Below are 20,597 nucleotides of genomic sequence, written 5' to 3'. Positions count from 1 at the left end.
TTCCGTTCACTGCGCAGCCGCCCAGGTCGTGCCCGTGGGCGAATCCTTGAGCACGATGCCCTGCTCGAGGAGTTCCTGGCGAATGCGGTCGGCTTCGGCGAAGTTCTTCGCGGCCTTGGCGGCCGCGCGCGCGTCGATCTTTGCCTGGATGGTGGCGTCGTCGAGCGTGCTGCCCGCCTGCAGGAAGGCCCGCGGGTCGCCCTGCAGGATGCCCAGCGAAGCGGCCAGCGCCTTCAGCAGACCGGCGGTCTCGGCGGACTTAGTGCGGTTGACTTCGCCGGCCAGCTCGAACAGGACGGCAATGGCTTCGGGCGTGCCGAAGTCCTCGTCCATGGCGGCCTTGAAGCGCGCGGCATGGGGCTGGGTCCAGTCGATGGCCACGTCGGCCGGCGCGACCAGGTCGAGCGCGGTGTACAGGCGCTTCAACGAATTGCGCGCGTCGTCCAGATGGGCGTCGCTGTAGTTGAGCGCGCTGCGGTAATGCGTGCGCACCAGGAAGAAGCGCAGGCTTTCGGCGTCGTACTTCTGCAGCACCTCGCGGATGGTGAAGAAGTTGCCCAGGCTCTTGGACATCTTCTCGTTGTCCACGCGCACGAAGCCGTTGTGCACCCAGAAGCGCGACAGCGGCTTGCCGTTGGCACCCTCGCTCTGCGCGATCTCGTTCTCGTGGTGCGGGAACTGGAGATCGGCGCCGCCGCCGTGGATGTCGAAAGTCTCGCCGAGGGTGGCGCAGCTCATGGCCGAGCACTCGATATGCCAGCCTGGACGGCCGGTGCCGTAGGCGCTTTCCCATTTGGCATCGGCGGGCTCGGTCGGCTTGGCGGCCTTCCACAGCACGAAGTCGAGCGGATCCTGCTTGCCGTCGAGCACCGCGACGCGTTCGCCCGCATGCAGCTCGTCGAGCGACTTGCCCGAGAGCTTGCCGTAGCCCGGAAACTTGCGCACCGCGTAGTTCACGTCGCCGTTGTCGGAGCGATAGGCCAGGCCCTTCTGCTCGAGCTTCTCGATGATGCCGAGCATCTGCGGCACGTATTCGGTGGCGCGCGGCTCGACGGTGGGCGGCTCGATGCCGAGCGCGCCAATGTCCTCGTGCATGGCCGCGATCACTTCGTCGGTCAGCTCGCGGATGGTGATGCCGCGCTGCACCGAGCGGGCGATGATCTTGTCGTCGATGTCGGTGATGTTGCGCACGTAGGTCACGGCGTAGCCGCTGGCGCGCAGCCAGCGCTGCACCACGTCGAACGCCATCATCATGCGGGCGTGGCCGATGTGGCAGAAGTCGTAGACCGTCATGCCGCAGACGTACATGCGCACCTGTCCCGGTTGCAATGGGGAGAATTCCTCCAATTCACGCGACAGCGTGTTGTAGATGCGCAGACTCATGAGATTCGGAAAACGTCATTTCGCGCGCGTGCGGCACGGGCGAAAGACGGTGTTTTTCAGGGGTGGCTGGGACTGTATTCGCGAGGGGGTCGACATGGCCCCTCGGTTACAATCCGGTCAAGTATAAACGGCCGCCACCGGGTAGCGTCCGGGTGTTCCCCAAGCCCGCGCCCCCGAGTTCTTTCCCCGCATCTCCCCCAAATCCGTCGAGGCTTCATGAAGCACTCCGCTTTCTCCAGACTCTCCATTGCCTTCGCACTGCTGTTCAGCCTCTGGGGCTCCGCCGTGCACGCGAACGAATACGACGACGTGAACGCGCTGCTGCGCCAGGGCAAGTCGAACGAAGCACTCGCCAAGGCCGACACCTATATCGCCGGCAAGCCACGCGACCCGCAGATGCGCTTCCTGCGCGGCGTGATCCTCACCGAGCAGAACAAGCAGGCCGAAGCCATCATCGCCTTCACGCAGCTCACGCAGGACTTCCCCGAGCTCTCCGAGCCCTACAACAACCTCGCGGCGCTCTATGCCTCGCAGAGCAAGTTCGACCAGGCGCGCGCCGCGCTCGAGCAGGCCATCAAGCTCAACCCGAACTACGCCACGGCGCACGAGAACCTCGGCGACGTGTACGCCCGCCTGGCCGCGCAGGAATACGTGCGCGCCCAGCAGTTCGCCAGCACCAACGCCAGCGTCGCGCCCAAGCTCGCGCTGATCCGCCAGATCTTCACTTCGAAGACCGAAGCCGAGGCGGCCGCCCTGCCCGCCGCACCGGTGGTCATCCGCAAGCCGGTCGGCCGCGCAAGCAAGTAATCTGTCGCCGCCGCCACGGCACCGCCACGGTGTCAACGGCGCGGCACCGTTCCTCCATCCGCACACGGAGCCTCATTTGACGATCAACTCCTTCTCCCGCTTCAGCCGCCGCGGCGCCCTTGTGCTCGCCGCCGCATTCGCGTTCGCCGCCGGCGCCCATGCGCAATCGGCCACGCCGCGCGTCAAGCTCGCCACCTCGGCGGGCGACATCGTGGTCGAGCTCGACGAGGCCAAGGCGCCCAAGACGGTCGAGAACTTCCTGCAGTACGTCAAGGACAAGCACTACGACGGCACGGTGTTCCACCGCGTGATCGACGGCTTCATGATCCAGGGCGGCGGCTTCACGGCCGACCTGCAGCAAAAGCCCACGCGCGCCCCCATTCCGCTGGAAGCGAGCAACGGCCTGAAGAACGACAAGTACACGATCGCCATGGCCCGCACCGGCAACCCCAACTCGGCGACCTCGCAGTTCTTCATCAACGTGAAGAACAACGACTCGCTCAACGCGCCCAACCCCGACGGCTACGGCTACACCGTCTTCGGCAAGGTCGTCTCCGGCACCGACGTGGTCGACAAGATCCGCGCGGTCGCCACCGGCAACAAGAGCGGCATGCAGAACGTGCCGCTCGAAGCCGTCACCATCAAGTCCGCCACCGTCGTGGCGAAGTAATCGCATCGGTTTTCGAATCGGTTTTTCCCTTCCCAAGCAGGAGCCCAACATGAGCAACCCCCAAGTCGAACTGCACATCAAGAACCTCGGCGTGATCACGCTCGAACTCGACGCAGCCAAGGCGCCGAAGTCGGTCGAGAACTTCGTCGCGTACGTGAAGAAGGGCCACTACGACAACACGGTGTTCCACCGCGTGATCCCCGGTTTCATGGTGCAAGGCGGCGGCTTCGAACCCGGCATGAAGCAGAAACCCACCGACGCCGAGATCCAGAACGAAGCCAACAACGGCCTGAAGAACGACAACTACACCGTGGCCATGGCCCGCACCAGCGCGCCCCACTCGGCCACCGCCCAGTTCTTCATCAACGTGGCCGACAACGGCTTCCTGAACCACACCGCTCCCTCGGCCCAGGGCTGGGGCTATGCCGTGTTCGGCAAGGTCATCGCCGGCACCGAGGTGGTCGACAAGATCAAGGCTGTGAAGACCGGCCGCAAGGGCTTCCATGACGACGTGCCGCTCGAGGACGTCGTGATCGAAAAGGCTGTCGTCTCCGCGGAATGACCCGCAACCGGCGCAACGCACTCGCAGCGGCAGCAGCATGAGCACGGCGGCGAACCCGGCTTTTCCGGAGCTGGTGGCGCCGCCCGCGTGGCGCACGGTCGACCTCATTTCCGACCTGCACCTGCAGGCCGGAGAGCCCGCCACCTTCGAGGCCTGGCAGGGCTATCTGCAGACCACGCCGGCGGATGCGCTCATCATCCTCGGCGACCTGTTCGAAGTGTGGGTGGGCGACGATTCCGCCACCCAGCCTGGCGAGCCCGCGACCTTCGAGGCCCAGTGCGCCGAACTCCTGCGCCGCACCGCGCAGCGCATGCCCGTGTTCTTCATGCACGGCAACCGCGACTTCCTCGTCGGCCCCACGTTCGCGGCGCAATGCGGCCTCACGCTGCTCGACGACCCGACCGTGCTGGTGCTGCATGGCCAGCGCTGGCTGCTGAGCCACGGCGACATCCTCTGCCTCGAGGACATCGAATACCTGAAATTCCGCGCGCAGGTGCGCACGCCCGAATGGCAGGCCGCGTTCCTCGCGCGGCCGCTTGAAGAGCGCCGTGCGCTCGCACGCTCCATGCGCGTGCAGAGCGAAGACCGCAAGCGCAATCCGTCGATGGTCTGGGCCGATGTCGATACGCCGGCCGCGCGCGACTGGCTGCGGCGGGCCAACGCCCACACGCTGGTGCACGGCCATACCCACCGCCCGGCCGATCACGACCTGGGCGACAGCCTGCGCCGCATCGTGCTGAGCGACTGGGACGCCGGCGCGCATCCGCCGCGCGCGCAGTTGCTGTGCCTCTCCGCCGCCGGCGCGCAGCGCGTCGACCTGCGCTAGCCGCGCCGCCGCCAGCAATGTTCAAGTGGCTGCGCCGCCTGCGCGCCCTGCCCCCGATTCCCGAAGCCGCGTGGCAGGCCACGCTCCGGCGCTACGCCTTCCTCGGCGCGCTGCCCGAAGCCGACAGGCAGCGGCTGCGCACGCTCACGGCCGAGTTCCTGCGCGACAAGGAATTCCACGGCGCCAAGGGCTTCACCATCACGAACGAAGTGGCGCTGGCCATCGCGGCGCAGGCCGTGCTGCCGGTGCTGCACCTCAAGGGCGGGCTGAACTGGTACGACGATTTCGTCGGCATCGTCGTGCACCGCTCCGAGGTGGTGGCGCGGCGCAAGGTCGTCGACGAAGCGCAGGTGGTGCACGAGTACGGCGAAGTCGTGGCCGGCGAGGCCATGGAGCGCGGTCCCGTCATGCTGAGCTGGGACGACGTGCTGGCCAGCAGCATCACCAGCGAGCGCGGCTACAACGTGGTGATCCACGAGTTCGCCCACAAGATCGACATGCGCGGCGGCGACGCCAACGGCTGCCCGCCCCTGCCGCCCGGCTTCGCGGGCCAGCGCAACTCGCGCGCGGCCCGCGAGGCGTGGCTGGCCGTGCTGCAGCCCGCCTACGACGACTTCCGCGAGCAGACCATCAAGGCTGAGCGCTTCGGCACCGAGGCGCCGTGGCTCGATGCCTATGGCGCCACGTCGATCAGCGAGTTCTTCGCGGTGGCCTGCGAGGCTTACTTCGTGAACCGCCCGAACTTCGCGCGCGACTTCCCCGAAGTGCTCGCGATCTTCGATGAATTCTTTCTGCCTAAAAGGCCCTGAACGTACACCCAGCCTCAGTTGTCAGCTATTCATTTGATAGCTACCCAACCCTTACCATCGACGGGTTATCAACTCGTCCAAAAAGGCACACAACATGAGGGATTGGTTCTATCAGCTCACGGGCAAGGCGTGGATCGCGCTGGTGTTCGGCATCGGCATCCTGGGCTGGGCCGGGTATGCGCAGTTCAAGGCCAGCTCGGACACGCACGGCACCGCCGTCGAAGACCTGGTCGCCAGGAGCGGCACGATCACCGGCGGCAGCGAAGTCACCGAAACCACCAAGCGCCGCCGCGGCGGCAGCAGCACGCGCCGCTACTTCGTGCTCGACGCCAAGCTGGCCGACGGCAACACCGAGAAGTGGCGCGTCGACTACGCGGTCGGCCGCAGCAAGCTCGAGCCGCTGATCGACGAAGCCGTCGAAGTGCGCGTCGATCCTTCCGACAACAACCTGGTCTACGAAGTGAAGCTCAAGGGCCAGCCCGTGGTGTCGCTGGCCGACGTGCAGAAGATCATGGAGGTCAAGGACAAGGCCGCGGCATCGAGCGCCACCGACAAGGGCACGCTGATCGTCGGGGCCCTCGCCCTGCTGCTGGGCATCGGCGGGCTGCTGATCCGCCGCAGGATCCGCGACGGCTATCTGGCCGAGCAGGCTGCGGCCGTGCAGACGCCGGTCATCGGCGAGAAGGTCTGAGTCGGCTGGCACGCAACCGCCCCAAAAGAAAAAGGCGCCCCGCGGGGCGCCTTTTTTGTGGCCGGAAAGCCGCTTTCTTCCCTACTTGCGCAGCAGCGCCTTCAGCGCGTTCTGCAGACGCCGCGCGCTGGCAGCGTCGTGCGCCGCGGCGAGCACCTTGCCGGCATCCTGACCCCAGGTCTGAGCAGGAGCCGGGTCGCCGCGCTTCGTCAGCAACTTGAGCTGCAGGGCACGGCGCGCGTCGAGCTGCTCGGCGGGTGTCGGCACCTCCGCCGCCATTTCGAGACGCAGCAGCGCTTCGGCGGCGTCGTTCGCGGCAGCCGTCGGCGCGGAGCCGATGGCTTGCGACCAGCCGCTGCGCACCGCCGGCGTGACCGCGCGGCCCAGTTCCTGGATGCTCGGCAGACGGCTGGCGTCTCGTTGCTCCCAGGCGCCCAGCACCTGGGTCAGGGCCTCGCCGTGTGCCTGCGCCGCGAGCTTGCGCAGCGCCATGTCGGCGCGTTCGAGCGCTTCGCGCTGTGCGCGGAAGGCGGCATCGCCAAGGCGCGGGCCGCGATCTTCGCGCGGCGGACGGTCGGCGAAGCGGCCACCGGGCGCACCGCGATCGCCGCCACGAGGGGCTCCACGGTCACCGCGGTCACCGCGATCACCGCCGGGGCGACCCGGGCCACCAGCACCGGGACGACCGCCGTCGCGGCGGTCGCCGAAACGGCCACCGGCACCACCGCGCGCGGCAGGCGCCGCCTCGGCCTTCTTGCTGCTCGGACGGTCGTCGCCGCGCATCGCCACGACGGGTTTGGGCGGGGCCTTCGGCGCCGCTGCCGGTGCTTCGACCACTGCGGCGGCTTCACCGGCGTCGTGCGCCGCGCCATCGGTGCGTGCCGAAGCGTCGGCACCGTCGGCGGGTGCCACGAGATCAGCCGAAGCGGCGGGCGATGCGGCTGCATCGGCAGGCATGCCAGGCAATGCTTCCGCGTCGCTCGGGCCAGTCGCCTGTCCGGCACTTTCGCTGAATTCGGCGGCTGCCTGCCCCGGCGCCACGACCTCGGTCGCACCAACCGACGGACCGTCGGCCTTCGGCGCGGGCGGCGGCGCCTCGCCGCGCAGCGCGCCTTCGAGGCGGGCGATGGCGGCACGGATCTTCTGCGCATCGCCGCCGGCATTGGCCGCGTCGAGCGCCTTGGACGCCTCGAGCACGTTGCGGTCGTGCTCGTTCATCGCGGCCGATGCCTTTTCGCGCTCGGCGGTCTTGCGGTTGAATGCTTCGTCGATGGGCGCGCGGAAGGCGTCCCACAGCTTCTGTTCCTGGCGGCGGTCCAGAGGCACGCCCTGTGCCTCGGCCTGCCAGCGCTGCTGCAGCGCCTTGACGGCGTCGATACGCAGCACCGGCTGTGCGCCAAGCTCGGTCGCCTCGGCGATCATGGCCTGGCGACGTTCGATACTGGCCTTCTGCGCCATCTCGAACGGTGCACGGGCGGCACCGAAGGCTTCGTTCCACAGCGGCTGCAGCTCGGCGAACACCTTCTCGCCCACGTGGCCGGCATCGCGCCAGCGGTCGGCGAACTGGTGGAGCGCGCGGTTGTGCGCCTTCAGGTCGGTGGCGCCTGCATGTTCGGCAGCCCAGGCCTTGACCTCCTCGATCAGCGCAACGCGCAGCGCGCGGTGCTCGGCCGCGTCGGCGCGGACCTTCTCGAGCCAGGCCTCGACCACCTTGTGGGCTTCGTTGCAGGCTTCGTCGAAACGCTTCCACAGCGCATGGTTCGGCACGCCGCCCTGGTCGGCCTGCTTCCACTGGTCGCGCAGCGAGCGCAGCGTTTCCTGCATCTTGCGGCCGCCGAGGGCCTGGCCTTCGGGGCGCTTGAGCAGGCCTTCGGCTTTGGCGACCAGGTCTTCGCGCACCTTGTCGGCGCTCCAGCGCTGCCAGCCTTCGAGTTCGCCGGCTGCCACCAGCGCGGCATGCACGCGGGCTTCGAGCGGTGCCTCGACCAGCTTGCCGTGTTCCTTGAGCACGGCGCGCAGCGCGGCGGCCGCGCCTGCGCTTGCCTTGCCATGGCCTTCGGCGGTTTCCTGTTCGAGCTTGGCGAGCGCGGCCTGAACGGCGTCCTGGGCAGCGGCGCGCACGGCCGGATCGACCTTGGGCGCAGCCGGGCGGGCCGCAGCGGCGGGCTTGGGCGCCGCGACTTCGCCGCGCGCGGCGCGAAGCTCGTCAGCCCACACGGGCACCGGCGGCAGCGGCGCAGCGGCATCCGCCGCGGCGGCAACGGCCTGGGCCAGCGCGCTGTGGAACGCATCGGAAACCACCAGCAGCTGCGACTTGGACGATTCGAGCTGCGGCGCGAACTTGGCGTCGAGGCTGCTCCAGTTGGCGTCGGCCACGATCTCGGCGGCCTGCTGCTGCCAGTGCGTGACGTCGGCGCGCAGCGACTCCTCGGCGACCTGGGCATCCTGCCAGCCCTTGGTGGAGAGCACCTCGAAGCGCTGCGCCAGCAGCACGGCTGCTTCGCGGTGCACCTGCGCACGGTGCTGCAGGTCTTCGATGCCCTTGACGCGCTCCGACAGCTTGAGCTTCAGGCCGGCCAGCGGTTCGCGCGACAGGGGCGCGCCGGCCTTGGCGGCATCACGCTGCCATGCGAGCGCATCGGCGATGTTGAGCTTGGATTGGCCAACGAGGGCTTCCGCCTTCTGCGCCCATTCGGCTGCGATGGCCTCCTGGCCCTTGGCGCGCTTCAGTTCGTCGAGCTTTTCGCGCAGCAGGCGCGCGGCGCCCTTGTCACGACCGCTCAGTTCCTTGAAGACTTCCTGCATCTGCTCGGGCGCGGGGTTGCCCGCGAGCCATTCGCGGATGCGCGCGGCGCGCTCGCCGGAGGTCGGCGCGGTGAAGGCGCCGCCGGTCAGCGTGTCGAGGGCCTGAATGTCGTGTGGCTTGGAAGAAGTAGAGGTCACTGCGCGAAATCGTTGTCTTGGTAGAGAAAGCGAAGGCGCCGGCAAAGGCCGGCGCACATCGACATTTTCACCCACTTGCGGCCGGTCACTGAATTCCGTGATGAAACGGCGGTGCTCCAGGGGGTCGTGGGTGGGGAAGCTGACGGACTACATATATAGCAAGCCCATGGAAAAAACCAAGTCGGCGCGGCGAATCCGGCTGCCGCGCCGTGCCTGTTCAGCTCATTTCATGGTCAGGCTGAGCTCTGCGCCCGGCTTCCAGTCATTGCCGCTGGCGCTGGTGCGCACCGCGCCCAGGAAGAGCCGCTCGCTCGGCAGCTTCTTCGCGAGCAGGTAGTCGCGCACGGCAGCGCCGCGCTCGACGGCCAGCTGGCGCATCGATTCCTCGTCGACCGGCACGCTGGCGAACAGCAGCTTTTCCATGTCCTGCAGCGGCAGGTCCTTGGCGAGGCCGACCATGTTGCGCGGCTTGGTGATGTCGGCGCGCTTGTACACGGCGGTCAGCAGCTCGGGGTATTCGGCGTCGGTGACGGGTGGAATATCGGTACCCGTCTGGCCGCCGCGCACTGCGACGCGACGCTTCTCGGCGTAGGCGAGCTGGCGCACGCGCTGGCGTTGATAGGCGTCACGCTCCTTCTCGAGGCTGGAGGTGCCGATCACCGTCATCTGCAGCGAGGGCCGGTCGGTCAGCGCCTTGGCGACCTTGTCCAGGCTTTCCTTGGCGGAAGCGCCGAGTTCGGAGCTGCCGGGCTCGAAAGTGATGGCGCTCGATTCGCCGCTGCCGCCGCCCAGGCCGCCGGTGAGCAGGCTGAACGGCGCCGTCACGGCCTTGACGACCAGGTTGACCACCGCCTTCCAGATCAGCGGGCCGACGCTGAACTGCGGGTCGTTGAGCGAGCCGCTGAGCGGCAGATCGACGTCGATCACGCCGTTGCGGTCGGCCAGCAGCGCCACGGCCAGCTTCACCGGCAGGCTGTTGGTGGAACCGGCCACCTCGTCGCCGAACTGCAGCTGGTTGAGCACCAGCTTGTTGGTGGCGGTGAGCTGGCCATCGGGCGCGACCTTGTAGTTGACGTCCATGCTCATCTTGCCGCGCTCGATGCCATGGCCGGCGTAGCGCACCGAGTACGGCGACAGCGGCGCCAGGTCGAGGTCGCGCATCTTGGCGGTGATGTCGAGCTCGAGCGGCTTGGCCAGCGGGTTGAGCTTGCCGGTGATTTCGAGCGCCGCCGTCTGCTGAGCCTTGCCGCGCAGCTCGAGGTCAGCCAGCGCGGGCCGGCCGCTCTCGCCCTTGGGCGGATTCGACGAGAACGAACTGAGCTTGCCGGTCAGCTCGCTGAGGTCCGCCGAGTAGTTGGGCTTGACGAACAGGTCGGTGAAGTCGATCTTGCCGTTGACCAGGCTCATCGGGCCGAAGTTGATGACCGGCGCCGGTCCGGCGTCGGCCTGTGCTGCCGGCGCGACGGCTGCCGCTGCCACCGGCTTGGCGGGCTCCGGCGCCGCGCCGACCATTTCCTCGGCCGACGTCGGCCTGCCGCCGGCGGCCTTCGGCGCCGAGGCCTTGGCGGTCGTGGTGGTCGTGCCGCCCGGGCTCTTGCGGGTGTTGGCTTCGCCGGCGGCAGCCGCTGCCGCATTCGCTTCGGCCTCGCCCTTCTTGGTCAGGCTCAGCAGGTTGAGCCGGCCGGTGGGGTCGACGATCACGCGGGCGAAGAAGTCGGTCAGCGTGGTTTCGCTCACGTCCACATTCGGCGGCGCGTTGGGCGCCATGCTCACCTGCAGGCCGCGCAGGCTCAGCGTCTTCCAGCTCAGGAGCTGGTTGTTGTTGCGGTCGAAGCCGGGCGACTGGGTCAGCGAGACGCTGTTGGCGCGGAAGTCGTCGAGCGCGGTATCGCCGGCCAGCTTGACACTCATGCCCGCCGGCGAAGTCGCGTAGCGCACCGTGCCGCGATAGCTCGCGAAGGCGCGGCGGATGTCGACGTTGAGCGCGTCGGCGTAGTAGGCCTTGAAGGCGTGCGCCGGGAAGGACGCGATCTCCACCTTGCCCTCGGCCGCCAGCGGCTTGAGGACGATGTTGCCCTTGTAGTCGAAGCGGCCCGGGTCGGAACGCCCGGAGCCGATGCGGCCCGAGACCTCCAGCGGCGAGGTCGTATTGGTTTCAGGTGCGAGCTTCTGGGCGTGCAGCTTGAAGGCCGTGACCTCGACCGTCACAGGCGTTGCGCCGGCCTTGTCTGAATAAGAGAGCGCGCCGTTGTCGACCGCCAGCGTGCCGACGGTCAGCGCCCAGGGCTTGGTGTTGGCGCCGGGCTGCGGCGTCTCGGCGGCAGCGGGCTTGGGCGCGGCAACCTTGGCTTCGGCCTCCCTGGTGCCGCCGCCGGCCGGCGTCTTGAGCCAGCGCTCGAACATCCAGCGCTTCTCGCTGTCGCGCTCCACGCGGATCTTGGGGTTGGTGGCGGTGAACGAGGCCACGTTCAGCGTGTGCTTCGTCATGTCGGCTTCGGCGTCGACCAGCTCGAAGCGACCGGCGCTGGCCAGCGCGGTCTTGCCCTGGGTCAGCGCCAGGCCATCGGCGGATACCCGGCGTGCCCTGAACTTCAAGTCGGGCTGGGCCCAGGCGATGTCGATCTGGCCGCTGAGCTTGCCGTCGAGCGTGGGCTCCAGGCTCTGCGCCAGGTAGGGGGCGGCCAGCGACAGCGGCAGCGCGTCGACCTCGGTCTGCACGTCAGCCACCTTGTCGGTGGCGTTGCCCTTGAATTTGAGCGAGGCGCCGGCAACGGCCGTGCTGCCGCTGAACTCGGCCGGCTTTTCCATCGGCCAGGTGACGCCCGAGACGTCGATGCCGAGATCGGTGACGTCGACGGCGGCGGCCGGATTGACAGTCTCGTCGCGCCAGCCGATGCGCCCGCCGCTCAGCGCGACCTTGTCGACCTGCACCTTGAGCACCGGTTTCTGCGCCGGCTTGCCGGCTGCGGCAGGTGCGCTCGCTGCCGCGGCGGGCGGCGTGGCGACTTTTTCCGCGACGCCGGTGGCCGGGTCGGTGGCCAGCAGGTTGAGCTTGCCGGCCGCGTCACGCGCCACCGCCAGTTGCGGATTGGCCAGTGCGACCTCGCTGAGGTGGAACGCCGACTCCAGCGGGCGCACATCGGCCAGCCCCAGCTTGAGCGACTCGAAGGCCAGCAGGTCGCGGCCGCGCGCGTCGGCCACCTTGGTGGCGTGGGCCTCGACCGTGCCGGTGATCTTCAGGCCGGTGGTGGCCGCCTGCTCGAAGGCGATCTTCAGGTCGGCATCGAGGCTGCCCGCCTGCAGCTTCACCGGCAGACCCCCGGGGATGTAGCCGAGGTACGGCGCCAGGTCGAGCCCCTTGAACTGAACATGGGCGTCGGTCTTGCGGCTGTCGGCGAAGGGCGTGGTGAAGGCGGCCGAGTCGAACTTGCTGCCGTTGAGCGCGAAGGCGAGCTTGGGCTCGGTGTTGATGTCGCGCTTGGAATCGAGATTGCTCAGGAAAGGCACCTTGAGCACGAAGTCGCGCAGTTCGTGCTTGCGCTTGACGGTCTGGTCATCGAAGTCGACCGAGCCGCCATTGATCGCGATGTTGTAGATGGCGAAGCGCGCGGGCTTGGCGTTCGGGTCGGGCGGCGGCCCGGCCGAGAGCTTGGCCAGGATGTCGTCGATGTCGTACTTGCCGTCGGCCTGGTGCGTGAGCAGGATGGCCGGGCCGTCGACGGTGACGGCGTCGATCACCGGAGCGAGGCGGAAGATCGATTGCAGCTCGGCGTCTGCGTAGATGCGGTTGACCGCCACTTGCGGCTTGCTGCCGTCGGCGGTGGCGATGCGCAGGTCGTTCAGCGTGAGTTCGAGGGTCCAGGGCTTGAAGTCGATCTTGCCGACGGTGACCTGGCGGCCGAGCTTCTCGCTCGCGATCTTCTGGAGCTGGCTCTTGGCGATCGGCGGTACTGCAAGCCAGGCAATGACCCAGAAGGCCAACAGCGCCAGCAAAGCGACGATCCCACGTCGCACCCATTTGTTCTGTTTGATCGAAGCTACGTCCATCGCTGGAGTGTGCCGCAAACATGCGCCAACGCTGCGTACGCAGAAAGGACGCACGCCCATCGCCGGAAGAAATACCGGAGAAAGGTCTTCGCAGGGTTTCCCAAATGAAGAAAGCCCGGTGAGTCGACGGAATGTCTTGTCACCGGGCTTGATGGCGGGCACAAAACCCATGCCATCGATTCGCGCGACCGGAAGTCAATGGTTCCTGCCGTGCTGGCAGCAAGAGATTGCCACCGTGGATCCTCGACCGCTGAACCCTTGACTTGCACCTCGGGTTGCCCGGGCCTCGGAAGAACGCCTGAAAAGCCAGGCCCGTTCAGATTAGGCGTCGCTCCCTCCGATTGCAAACGTGTTTTACAAAGGGATTTCCCGTAAGCCGAAACACCTCTGTGGGAGCCAACTTTTTAAACAACTATTAGCATAAGAAAACAAATTCTTATGCTTGACCGGGTATTTAGCCACGCTAGAATCCGCGCTGCCCTGACTGCCCGACGCAGAGGGGCCACCTGAATCCGCTGCCGAATTCCCCCGGCTTGATCAGGCCGCCGCGCTCCCAACCAACCCTTCACTCCATGCGCGGAGCCTGATTCGTACCAATCCAAGCGCCGCTGCCCTCATCCCTCGCCTTCGATGGCGTTGCGAATCGGGTGCCGCACAGAAAGGAAGAGCGATGAACAAGGCGTTTGATGTCACGGCCCGAGGGCTGCGGACCTTCGTGTCCGACGTGGCAGACGGCTTTTTTGAAATCACCCACAACGGGTTTGCACTGGTCGGTCTGGCCATCGTGTTCGCGGCTCTCGCCCTGGTGGCGCGACCCGACCTGCGCAAGACCGGCGAAGAGGAACTGATGGGCTGGCTGCAGTCGCGCAAGCCCGCGCCCGAAGCCACCGACCTCGAGCCGACCGCCATCGAGCGCACGACGGCCGCGAGCCCCGCCGACCTGCCCAAGCAGCAGGCAGCCGTGGCCTACTGGCTGAGCAAGAAGTACCGCGTGGCCGCCGAGCCGCTGAGCGTGCTGGTGGCCGAGGCCTATGGCATCGGCAAGCGCACGAAGATCGACCCGACCCTGATCCTCGCGATCATGGCCGTCGAATCCAGCTTCAATCCCTTCGCCCAGAGCCAGGTCGGCGCCCAGGGCCTGATGCAGGTCATGACCCGCGTGCACGGCGACAAATACGAAAGCGCGGGCGGCACGCTCACCGCCTTCGACCCCGTGACCAACATGCGCGTCGGCGTGAAGGTGCTGCAGGAATGCATCGCCCGCGCCGGCTCCCTCGAAGGCGGCCTGCGCTACTACGTGGGCGCGGCCAACCTCGAGGACGACGGCGGCTATGCCGCCAAGGTGATGGCCGAGCACGAGCGCCTGCTGCAGGTCGCCAACGGCCGCGCGCCCTCGACCATCACGCCGACCGTGCGTCCGCAGCCGATCCCGGTGGCAGCGCCTCCCGCCAAGCGCGAGGAAGGCAGCGAGCCGGCCAAGGTGGCCTTGCTCTCCTCCGTTTCCTGAAGGAGTTTTCGCCGCGCGGGTACAGCCTCCTGAGCTACACTCGCCCGGTACGCGACTGGCGATAGGCGCAGCACCCTGCAAGGTGCCACGCGCTGACGTGGAATACCACTGGGAAGCGTACCGCCTGGTCATACAGGCGTTCAGCCGTTCGCCTGGGCAGCCCTTGTTTGGTTGAAGAACAAGGACCTCGTCTTCAAAGGACTGCCATGTACCAACGCAATATCCTGGTCGAACAGACCGACCCCGAAATCTGGGCCGCGATTCAAGCCGAAAACGCACGCCAGGAACACCACATCGAGCTGATCGCCAGCGAAAACTACGCCTCGCCGGCCGTCATGGCCGCCCAGGGCTCGCAGCTCACTAATAAATACGCCGAAGGCTATCCGGGCAAGCGCTACTACGGCGGCTGCGAGCACGTCGACGTGGCCGAGCAGCTGGCCATCGACCGCGTCAAGCAGATCTTCGGCGCCGACGCCGCCAACGTGCAGCCGCATTGCGGCGCATCGGCCAACGAAGCCGTGATGCTCGCCTTCCTCAAGCCCGGCGACACCATCATGGGCATGAGCCTGGCCGAAGGCGGCCACCTGACCCACGGCATGCCTCTCAATATGAGCGGCAAATGGTTCAACGTCGTGAGCTACGGCCTGAACGACAAGGAAGAGATCGACTACGACGCGATGGAGCGCAAGGCGCATGAGCACATGCCCAAGCTGATCATCGCGGGCGCCTCCGCCTATTCGCTGCGCATCGATTTCGAACGCTTCGCCAAGGTCGCCAAGGACGTCGGCGCGATCTTCATGGTCGACATCGCCCACTATGCCGGCCTCGTGGCTGCAGGCGTGTACCCCAACCCGGTGCCGCACGCCGACATCGTCACCTCCACCACCCACAAGAGCCTGCGCGGCCCGCGCGGCGGCATCATCCTGATGAAGTCGCAGCACGAGAAGGCCATCAACAGCGCAATCTTCCCGGGCCTGCAAGGCGGCCCGCTGATGCACGTGATCGCCGCCAAGGCCGTCGCGTTCAAGGAAGCCATGTCGCCCGAGTTCAAGGCCTACCAGCAGCAGGTGGTCAAGAACGCCCAGATCGTGGCCGAGACCCTCACCCAGCGCGGCCTGCGCATCGTGAGCGGACGCACCGAAAGCCACGTGATGCTGGTCGACCTGCGCGCCAAGGGCATCACCGGCAAGGAAGCCGAAGCCGTGCTGGGCAGCGCCCACATGACGATCAACAAGAACGCGATCCCCAACGACCCGGAAAAGCCGATGGTCACCAGCGGCGTGCGCATCGGCACCCCCGCCATGACCACACGCGGCTTCAAGGACGAAGAGGCCCGCATCACCGCGAACCTGGTTGCAGACGTGCTCGAGAACCCGCGCGACGCGGCGAACATCGACGCCGTGCGCGCCAAGGTCCACGCCCTGACGAGCCGCTTCCCTGTCTACCGCTGATTTCCTGGGCAGCAGAGAAAAAGAAGCCCTGGCCGCATGAAATGCCCTTTTTGCGGCCATCTTGAAACGCAGGTCGTCGAGACCCGCGTTTCCGAAGACGCCGACTTCGTCCGCAGGCGCCGCCAGTGCAGCGCCTGCGACAAGCGCTTCACCACCTACGAGCGGCCCGACGTCAACTTTCCCGTGGTCGTGAAGAAGGACGGCAGCCGCGCCGACTTCGACTCGACCAAGGTGCGCGCCTCCATGATGCTGGCGCTGCGCAAGCGCCCGGTGAGCATCGAGCAGATCGACAACGCCCTGCTGCGCATCGAGCAGAAGCTGCTGGCCAGCGGCCTGCGCGAAATCGACTCGACCAAGGTCGGCGAGCTCGTCATGCGCGAACTCAAGAAGCTCGACAAGGTCGCCTACGTTCGCTTCGCCTCGGTGTACCGCAGCTTCGAGGACGTGGACGAATTCAGGCAGCTGCTGCGCGACATCTGATTTGCGCTGCCGCCTTTCCCTCAGTTCCCTCGGGGCTCCTTCTCCCGCCGGCCCTCAGCGGGTCCAGCAGAGTTGCACCTGTGAATCCGAGGCGCTCGTCCGTCCTGCGGCCAGCTTGACTCCCTGATGGTTCACCGTGAGCGTTCCGCACTCGTCTGCGGCTGACGCGCCCTGCGGTACGGCCTTCAAGGTGTAGCTGGTCTCGCTCCTGTCGACATAGCCGATGTCGTAGCTGGCCGAGCCGGACGACGGCGACTGCTTCAGCCCGGCCGGCAGCGCGACGCTGCTGGGCGGATACCTGCCGTTGACCGTCAGGTAGCGCTCGTTCCATTGCGCCGCCTGCAGCAATTGCTGCTTCGCGTCGGCGCGCTTGGCCCGCAGCACATAGCGCGTGTAGCTGGGATACGCAATGGCGGCGAGGATGCCGATCACCGCCGTCACGATCATGAGTTCGATCAACGTGAAGCCGCGCGAACGAGCCTGCCGGCGGGCTTGTGCTCTGGAATTGTGGTTCATGGTTTGCGTTTCAGTTGCCCGAGATGAGGCTGCGCCAGCCGAACCGGCGCACGATGTCCGGCCGGGAGGGTGACTTGCAGTCGCCGGCGGCATTGCAGATCACCTCCTTGCCCTTCTCCCGGTTCTGCGGCTGCAGGACGAGGTCGTCCCTGCCGGAGCGGTTCCTGAACCCCGCATAGGCGCCCACAGCACCGGATGTGGTGTACGAAATGCCTGCCGGCGCGGAACCACTGAAGAAGTCGATCAGCAGCGACCACCCGTCGTCGCCCGTGCCGGCTGTGCAGTCGACCGAGTTGCTGCTCGAGCCGGGGATGGTTGTCGAGAACAGGCCGAGGCCGCTGCCCAAGACGTCGCCGGGATAGACGATGCGCTCGCCCGCCGTCGGCAGCTTCAGATGCCAGCCGCGCCGGGCCTGCGAACCGCCGAAGCTGACGCCATTGCGGGAGACGGTGCGCAGTTCGGCATCGCCTTCGCGGACAGGGGTGTCCCCAATGGTCTGCGCCACCAGGTCGGTGAGGGCCGCGGTGCCCGAGCTTCCGTTGGCCGGGTCCCGGATGCCGTAAAGGTATTGGTCCGCTGTCGAGCCTTCGTCGCCCGAGGCGAACAGCCGTCCGGTACCGAACACCACCATGTAGCCCCCACGGGGGTGCCCGACCACGACGGGCGCCGCCGTGATCGGCTGGCTGGCGCCTGCCGCGAACAACGGCTTGTCGTCGAGGCCGGAGGCAGATTCCGAACCGGCCGCGCGGCGCTTGTCGAAGGGCCCCATGGTGGCTTTCCACCGGCGGCTGTCGGTGCTGCTGAGGTCGAACTTCCAGAGGTTGCCGAGCAGGTCGCCGGCGTAGACGAGGTCGACCTTGCCGTCGCCGTCGTGGTCCACCGGACGTGGCGCGGACAGGCCGTTGCTCGTGTTTTTCGCCTGCGCGGCCGGGGCGGGAATCTTGAGGATCTCCTTGTCGCCATCGAGATACTGGATCCACAGCACCGCCTTCTCGCTCTTGCTGTTGTAGCCGTTGCCCAGGATCAGGGCCTTTCGGTCGTTGCTCAACCGGGCGACCTGCAGCGCCCGCCCCGAGAAGGAATCGAGCGCGGGCTGCTGGAACTGATGGCCCAGGTCGTCGTCCGCAAGCGCGGTCGTGTCGATCAGCGCGACGCTGGCGGCCTTGCGCTCGTCGACGCTCTCGGGCCTGGTGACGTCGAGCACGAAGTAGCCCTTGCCACCCGCGCCCAGCGTGCCCACCAGCAAAGATTTCCAGTTCGCCGCCTTCTGCTCGTCGGTCGTCTTGGCCGAGGATGTCGGCCCCATGTAGATGTCGGCGACGAAGGCACTGCCGTCGACGTAGTACCGGTGGGTGTAGCCGCCTTCGCTGAGCCGCTTGAGATTCGGTGCCGCCGCTGTGCCGTAGAGGCCTTCGGGCACGTAGGCGAACGCCTCCTTGCCGGTGCTCGCGTTGAACGCATGCAGCATGCCGTCGTTGGCGCCGACGTAGAGCATCGGCGCGCGGGAGATGGCAGCGAACGCCGCATAGGCCTCGCCGGTGAAGCCGCTCTTGGGCTGTCCCTCGTACCAGACGCTGGAGCCCACGATGTCGCCGAGCACATGGCCGCGCTTGCGGAACTGGCGGCCGGCGCCCTCGTTGCTGCGATCGCCGCGCAGGAAGTCGAGCACGGCCCGGCCGAGGGCGGTGCTCTCGGTGTCGGTGTCGGTGCTGGCCTTGAGCGCGGCCCTCTGCGCGTCGCTCAAGTCGGCCCACCTGAACGGCACGCCCGCGCCGGTGGTCGCTGCGCGGTCCGCAGACGCAGCCGTGGTGCCGGAGAAGCTGAGCACAACGCGGTCCCGGTCGTGTGCGCCAGTGCTTGCCATGCGGGTATCGAGCAGGTCGCGCGCCGACCAGTCGGCTTTGGCAGCGAGCCTGCCGTCGGCGCCGAACTTCGTGGCGCTGAGTCTGCCGGACCAGTCGGCCGTGTCGTAGCCGGCCTGATAGACGGAAGTGCCCGTCGAGACTCGGGAAGCGCTGGCGGAAATGGAGGTCAGCGGGGTGCCGGTGTTGACCAGGACCTGTCCAAGGATGGATTTGAAGGCACTGCTCAGCGCTTTGGCATTGGAAGCCGGCGTAAAGGTGCCACGGCTGTTCAGGGCGGCATGCCAGAGGTCCATGCGTGCATTGCCTCTGAATGGATCCTGCCATTGGATCGAGCCATCGACAACGCCGGCATAGTCTCCGCTGTAGGTGGGGTTCAATGCAGTCGTCGAGATTTTCGGTCGCGACCACCAGTCACCCGCAGCGCCGAATCCGATGAAGTGGGTCGTCAGGTGCTGCCAGGTGGCCGGATCATTCTTGGGATTCCAGTACTCGGGAACCTTGGCGCGCCCTACTGTCACGTCGCCCGGCTCGGCAATGATCTTCCTCAGGTTGTTCGGCACGCCTGGCTGCAGGTCGCGGGCCCAGTACTCGAAGGTCAAGTCGGCGAGCGTCGGACGCTTCATACTCCCGAAGCTGTCGGCATAGGGTGCGCGCGGCGCGTAGAGGGCACCGTCGGGCAGCCAGCGGTACAAGCCATCTTCGTTGGTGACGATGGGCATGAAGCTCTCCAATCCCGACGGCGGCGAATAGTCGCCATCCGTCATGAAGATGTGGAACGACCTCCGGCAACCCGATTGCGAGGCTCCGGCCACACCCGGATCATCCGAGAAGGGGCTGTGCTGGCCAGTGGTCTGCATGTACTCGCCCGCACGGGCCATCATTTCGTGAAGAGGCGTGCCTCCCGTCGCCTGGATGGCGTTGACCCAGGCCATGAAATTGGCGCGGTGCGTCCGGTCCAGCGAACGCATCAGGTTTGCGTTGACGCGTCCGCCGATCCTGCAAGGAAGCGCGGCGCTTCTGAATGCAGCGCAGTTGCGATCGCTGCGATCGTCGTTCAGCGCCTGCCAGGCGAGGCGGATGCGGTGATCGGGAATATTGGCCTCCGAGAAGTTCTCCCTGAGAGCAGCCTGCAGGGCAGCCATGCCGCTGCCGTACATGCTTCCGGAGTTGTCGACGGAAACGATCACGTTCGGCGCCGGCTCCGCGACCGCGGAATTTCGCGGCACCTGCGCCAGCGGATACTGCGCGGCGTGCACGAAGGTCTGTGCCAACACCAGGCTGGACACGACGGCGCGTCCTGGCAGCTTCCTGATCCTCATCTCTTTCTCTCCCAATATTCAGTTCACCCCGGAGACCGGGTCCGGATCGAAGGACACCTGCAGCTCGACCTTCGTCGCATCCCCTTTGCCGTTGCCGCTGCGCGCTCCCGTGGCAGTCGCCGTGATGCGATACAGCGGGTATTTGCTGTTCCGTCGGTCGATCACCTCGATCCAGTACCTGGCACCGGCCAGCGCCGGACTGCTGGCCTTGGGCGCTCCGGTGAACTCGCCGTACCTGGCGGACTTGGCCTTGTAGGCATCGCCGCGCCAGAAGCGGTAGGCCTCGCTGCCGTCGGCCGCGGCGACCGAATCGGGTTCGGAGAAATAGCAGATGCCCCGCTCGCAGCTGTTGGGGCCGGCGTTCATGTAGGCGGTGACCCAGCCCGTATCCCGGTCGGGAAAGACGCGGCCGTCTTCTGCCTTGCGGCAGCGCGCCGTGGCGAGTGCCGAACACGCCACGTAGGTCTTGCTCGCGGAATCGAAGGCCATTTGCCGGATGTCGCGCTCAGCATCCAGCAGCGCTGCCTCGGCAGCCTCGAAGGCGCGCTGGTATTCGCGCTGGTTGCCCGCCATCGACTCGAGAAGCACCGCGGTGCGCGCACCGCCGATCAGCAGCAGGGCCGTAAGCAGCAGCATGATCATCACGATGAACAGCGTGAAGCCATGCTGCGCCGGCAGTTCGCCGGCCAGCCTGCGGGCGCCGACCGTGCCTCTTGCCATG

15 protein-coding genes and 1 riboswitch are annotated in these 20,597 nt (G+C 67.1%); of the genes, 9 read left to right on the top strand and 6 right to left on the bottom strand.

Annotated features, from left to right (window positions below; translation table 11 throughout):
* Positions 1-6 precede the first annotated feature (6 nt).
* Positions 7-1,383 carry a cysteine--tRNA ligase gene (cysS, locus tag AC1VNX_RS15370; protein ID WP_483157474.1) on the bottom strand — a complete coding sequence of 459 codons (1,377 nt, stop codon included), beginning with the start codon at positions 1,381-1,383 and terminating at the stop codon, positions 7-9.
* A gap of 216 nt (positions 1,384-1,599) precedes the next feature.
* Between cysS and AC1VNX_RS15365 the strand changes: the two genes are divergently transcribed.
* The 6 genes from AC1VNX_RS15365 to AC1VNX_RS15340 all read left to right on the top strand — a co-directional run bounded on the left by AC1VNX_RS15365 (position 1,600) and on the right by AC1VNX_RS15340 (position 5,748).
* On the top strand, positions 1,600-2,190 hold the full coding sequence (locus AC1VNX_RS15365) for a tetratricopeptide repeat protein (protein ID WP_483157473.1): 591 nt from the start codon (positions 1,600-1,602) through the stop codon (positions 2,188-2,190).
* 76 nt (positions 2,191-2,266) lie between these two features.
* A complete protein-coding gene (locus AC1VNX_RS15360; protein ID WP_483157472.1) occupies positions 2,267-2,860 on the top strand; it encodes a peptidylprolyl isomerase in 594 nt (197 codons plus the stop codon).
* Between the two features lie 49 nt (positions 2,861-2,909).
* Positions 2,910-3,422 carry a peptidylprolyl isomerase gene (locus AC1VNX_RS15355; RefSeq protein WP_483157471.1) on the top strand — a complete coding sequence of 171 codons (513 nt, stop codon included), beginning with the start codon at positions 2,910-2,912 and terminating at the stop codon, positions 3,420-3,422.
* A 37-nt stretch (positions 3,423-3,459) separates the two neighbouring features.
* Entirely contained in the window at positions 3,460-4,248 is a 789-nt protein-coding gene (locus AC1VNX_RS15350; RefSeq protein ID WP_483157470.1) for a UDP-2,3-diacylglucosamine diphosphatase, read from the top strand.
* 17 nt (positions 4,249-4,265) lie between these two features.
* Complete coding sequence (locus AC1VNX_RS15345) at positions 4,266-5,057, top strand: M90 family metallopeptidase (protein ID WP_483157469.1); 792 nt, start codon at positions 4,266-4,268, stop codon at positions 5,055-5,057.
* Between the two features lie 94 nt (positions 5,058-5,151).
* Positions 5,152-5,748, top strand: coding sequence for a hypothetical protein (locus AC1VNX_RS15340; RefSeq protein ID WP_483157468.1), 597 nt, complete (start codon positions 5,152-5,154; stop codon positions 5,746-5,748).
* Between the two features lie 81 nt (positions 5,749-5,829).
* Here AC1VNX_RS15340 and AC1VNX_RS15335 read toward each other — a convergent pair whose 3' ends face one another.
* Both AC1VNX_RS15335 and AC1VNX_RS15330 read right to left on the bottom strand, forming a co-directional pair.
* Complete coding sequence (locus AC1VNX_RS15335; RefSeq protein ID WP_483157467.1) at positions 5,830-8,691, bottom strand: DUF349 domain-containing protein; 2,862 nt, start codon at positions 8,689-8,691, stop codon at positions 5,830-5,832.
* A 222-nt stretch (positions 8,692-8,913) separates the two neighbouring features.
* A complete protein-coding gene (locus tag AC1VNX_RS15330; RefSeq protein ID WP_483157466.1) occupies positions 8,914-12,738 on the bottom strand; it encodes a DUF748 domain-containing protein in 3,825 nt (1,274 codons plus the stop codon).
* A gap of 670 nt (positions 12,739-13,408) precedes the next feature.
* Here AC1VNX_RS15330 and AC1VNX_RS15325 point away from each other — a divergent pair.
* The 3 genes from AC1VNX_RS15325 to nrdR all read left to right on the top strand — a co-directional run bounded on the left by AC1VNX_RS15325 (position 13,409) and on the right by nrdR (position 16,176).
* Positions 13,409-14,245, top strand: a complete 837-nt coding sequence (locus AC1VNX_RS15325; RefSeq protein WP_483157465.1) for a lytic transglycosylase domain-containing protein — start codon at positions 13,409-13,411, stop codon at positions 14,243-14,245.
* 41 nt (positions 14,246-14,286) lie between these two features.
* Positions 14,287-14,410: riboswitch (ZMP/ZTP riboswitch) on the top strand.
* A gap of 41 nt (positions 14,411-14,451) precedes the next feature.
* Entirely contained in the window at positions 14,452-15,696 is a 1,245-nt protein-coding gene (gene glyA / locus AC1VNX_RS15320) for a serine hydroxymethyltransferase (protein ID WP_483157464.1), read from the top strand.
* A gap of 36 nt (positions 15,697-15,732) precedes the next feature.
* Positions 15,733-16,176 carry a transcriptional regulator NrdR gene (nrdR, locus tag AC1VNX_RS15315; protein ID WP_007836918.1) on the top strand — a complete coding sequence of 148 codons (444 nt, stop codon included), beginning with the start codon at positions 15,733-15,735 and terminating at the stop codon, positions 16,174-16,176.
* A gap of 54 nt (positions 16,177-16,230) precedes the next feature.
* Here the strand turns inward: nrdR and AC1VNX_RS15310 are convergent, their stop codons facing one another.
* From AC1VNX_RS15310 to AC1VNX_RS15300, 3 genes are read right to left on the bottom strand one after another with little or no spacing between them, the layout of a single operon-like run.
* Complete coding sequence (locus AC1VNX_RS15310) at positions 16,231-16,692, bottom strand: type IV pilin protein (RefSeq protein WP_483157463.1); 462 nt, start codon at positions 16,690-16,692, stop codon at positions 16,231-16,233.
* Positions 16,693-16,702: 10 nt separating this feature from the next.
* Complete coding sequence (locus tag AC1VNX_RS15305) at positions 16,703-19,843, bottom strand: pilus assembly protein (protein WP_483157462.1); 3,141 nt, start codon at positions 19,841-19,843, stop codon at positions 16,703-16,705.
* Positions 19,844-19,894: 51 nt separating this feature from the next.
* Positions 19,895-20,596, bottom strand: a complete 702-nt coding sequence (locus AC1VNX_RS15300; protein ID WP_483157461.1) for a pilus assembly PilX family protein — start codon at positions 20,594-20,596, stop codon at positions 19,895-19,897.
* Position 20,597 lies beyond the last annotated feature (1 nt).

It is taken from the genome of Variovorax sp. TLI9-5A (assembly GCF_056867935.1).
Note: the sequence above shows the minus strand (reverse complement) of the source record. Positions and strands in the feature narration are given on the sequence as shown.

What these genes read in the sequence shown, in the direction of transcription:
- cysS (WP_483157474.1), bottom strand. Translation starts at nt 1,383, where the DNA reads ATGAGTCTGCGCATCTACAACACGCTGTCGCGTGAATTGGAGGAATTC.
- AC1VNX_RS15365 (WP_483157473.1), top strand. Translation starts at nt 1,600, where the DNA reads ATGAAGCACTCCGCTTTCTCCAGACTCTCCATTGCCTTCGCACTGCTG.
- AC1VNX_RS15355 (WP_483157471.1), top strand. Translation starts at nt 2,910, where the DNA reads ATGAGCAACCCCCAAGTCGAACTGCACATCAAGAACCTCGGCGTGATC.
- AC1VNX_RS15350 (WP_483157470.1), top strand. Translation starts at nt 3,460, where the DNA reads ATGAGCACGGCGGCGAACCCGGCTTTTCCGGAGCTGGTGGCGCCGCCC.
- AC1VNX_RS15345 (WP_483157469.1), top strand. Translation starts at nt 4,266, where the DNA reads ATGTTCAAGTGGCTGCGCCGCCTGCGCGCCCTGCCCCCGATTCCCGAA.
- AC1VNX_RS15340 (WP_483157468.1), top strand. Translation starts at nt 5,152, where the DNA reads ATGAGGGATTGGTTCTATCAGCTCACGGGCAAGGCGTGGATCGCGCTG.
- AC1VNX_RS15330 (WP_483157466.1), bottom strand. Translation starts at nt 12,738, where the DNA reads ATGGACGTAGCTTCGATCAAACAGAACAAATGGGTGCGACGTGGGATC.
- AC1VNX_RS15325 (WP_483157465.1), top strand. Translation starts at nt 13,409, where the DNA reads ATGAACAAGGCGTTTGATGTCACGGCCCGAGGGCTGCGGACCTTCGTG.
- glyA (WP_483157464.1), top strand. Translation starts at nt 14,452, where the DNA reads ATGTACCAACGCAATATCCTGGTCGAACAGACCGACCCCGAAATCTGG.
- nrdR (WP_007836918.1), top strand. Translation starts at nt 15,733, where the DNA reads ATGAAATGCCCTTTTTGCGGCCATCTTGAAACGCAGGTCGTCGAGACC.
- AC1VNX_RS15310 (WP_483157463.1), bottom strand. Translation starts at nt 16,692, where the DNA reads ATGAACCACAATTCCAGAGCACAAGCCCGCCGGCAGGCTCGTTCGCGC.
- AC1VNX_RS15300 (WP_483157461.1), bottom strand. Translation starts at nt 20,596, where the DNA reads ATGGCAAGAGGCACGGTCGGCGCCCGCAGGCTGGCCGGCGAACTGCCG.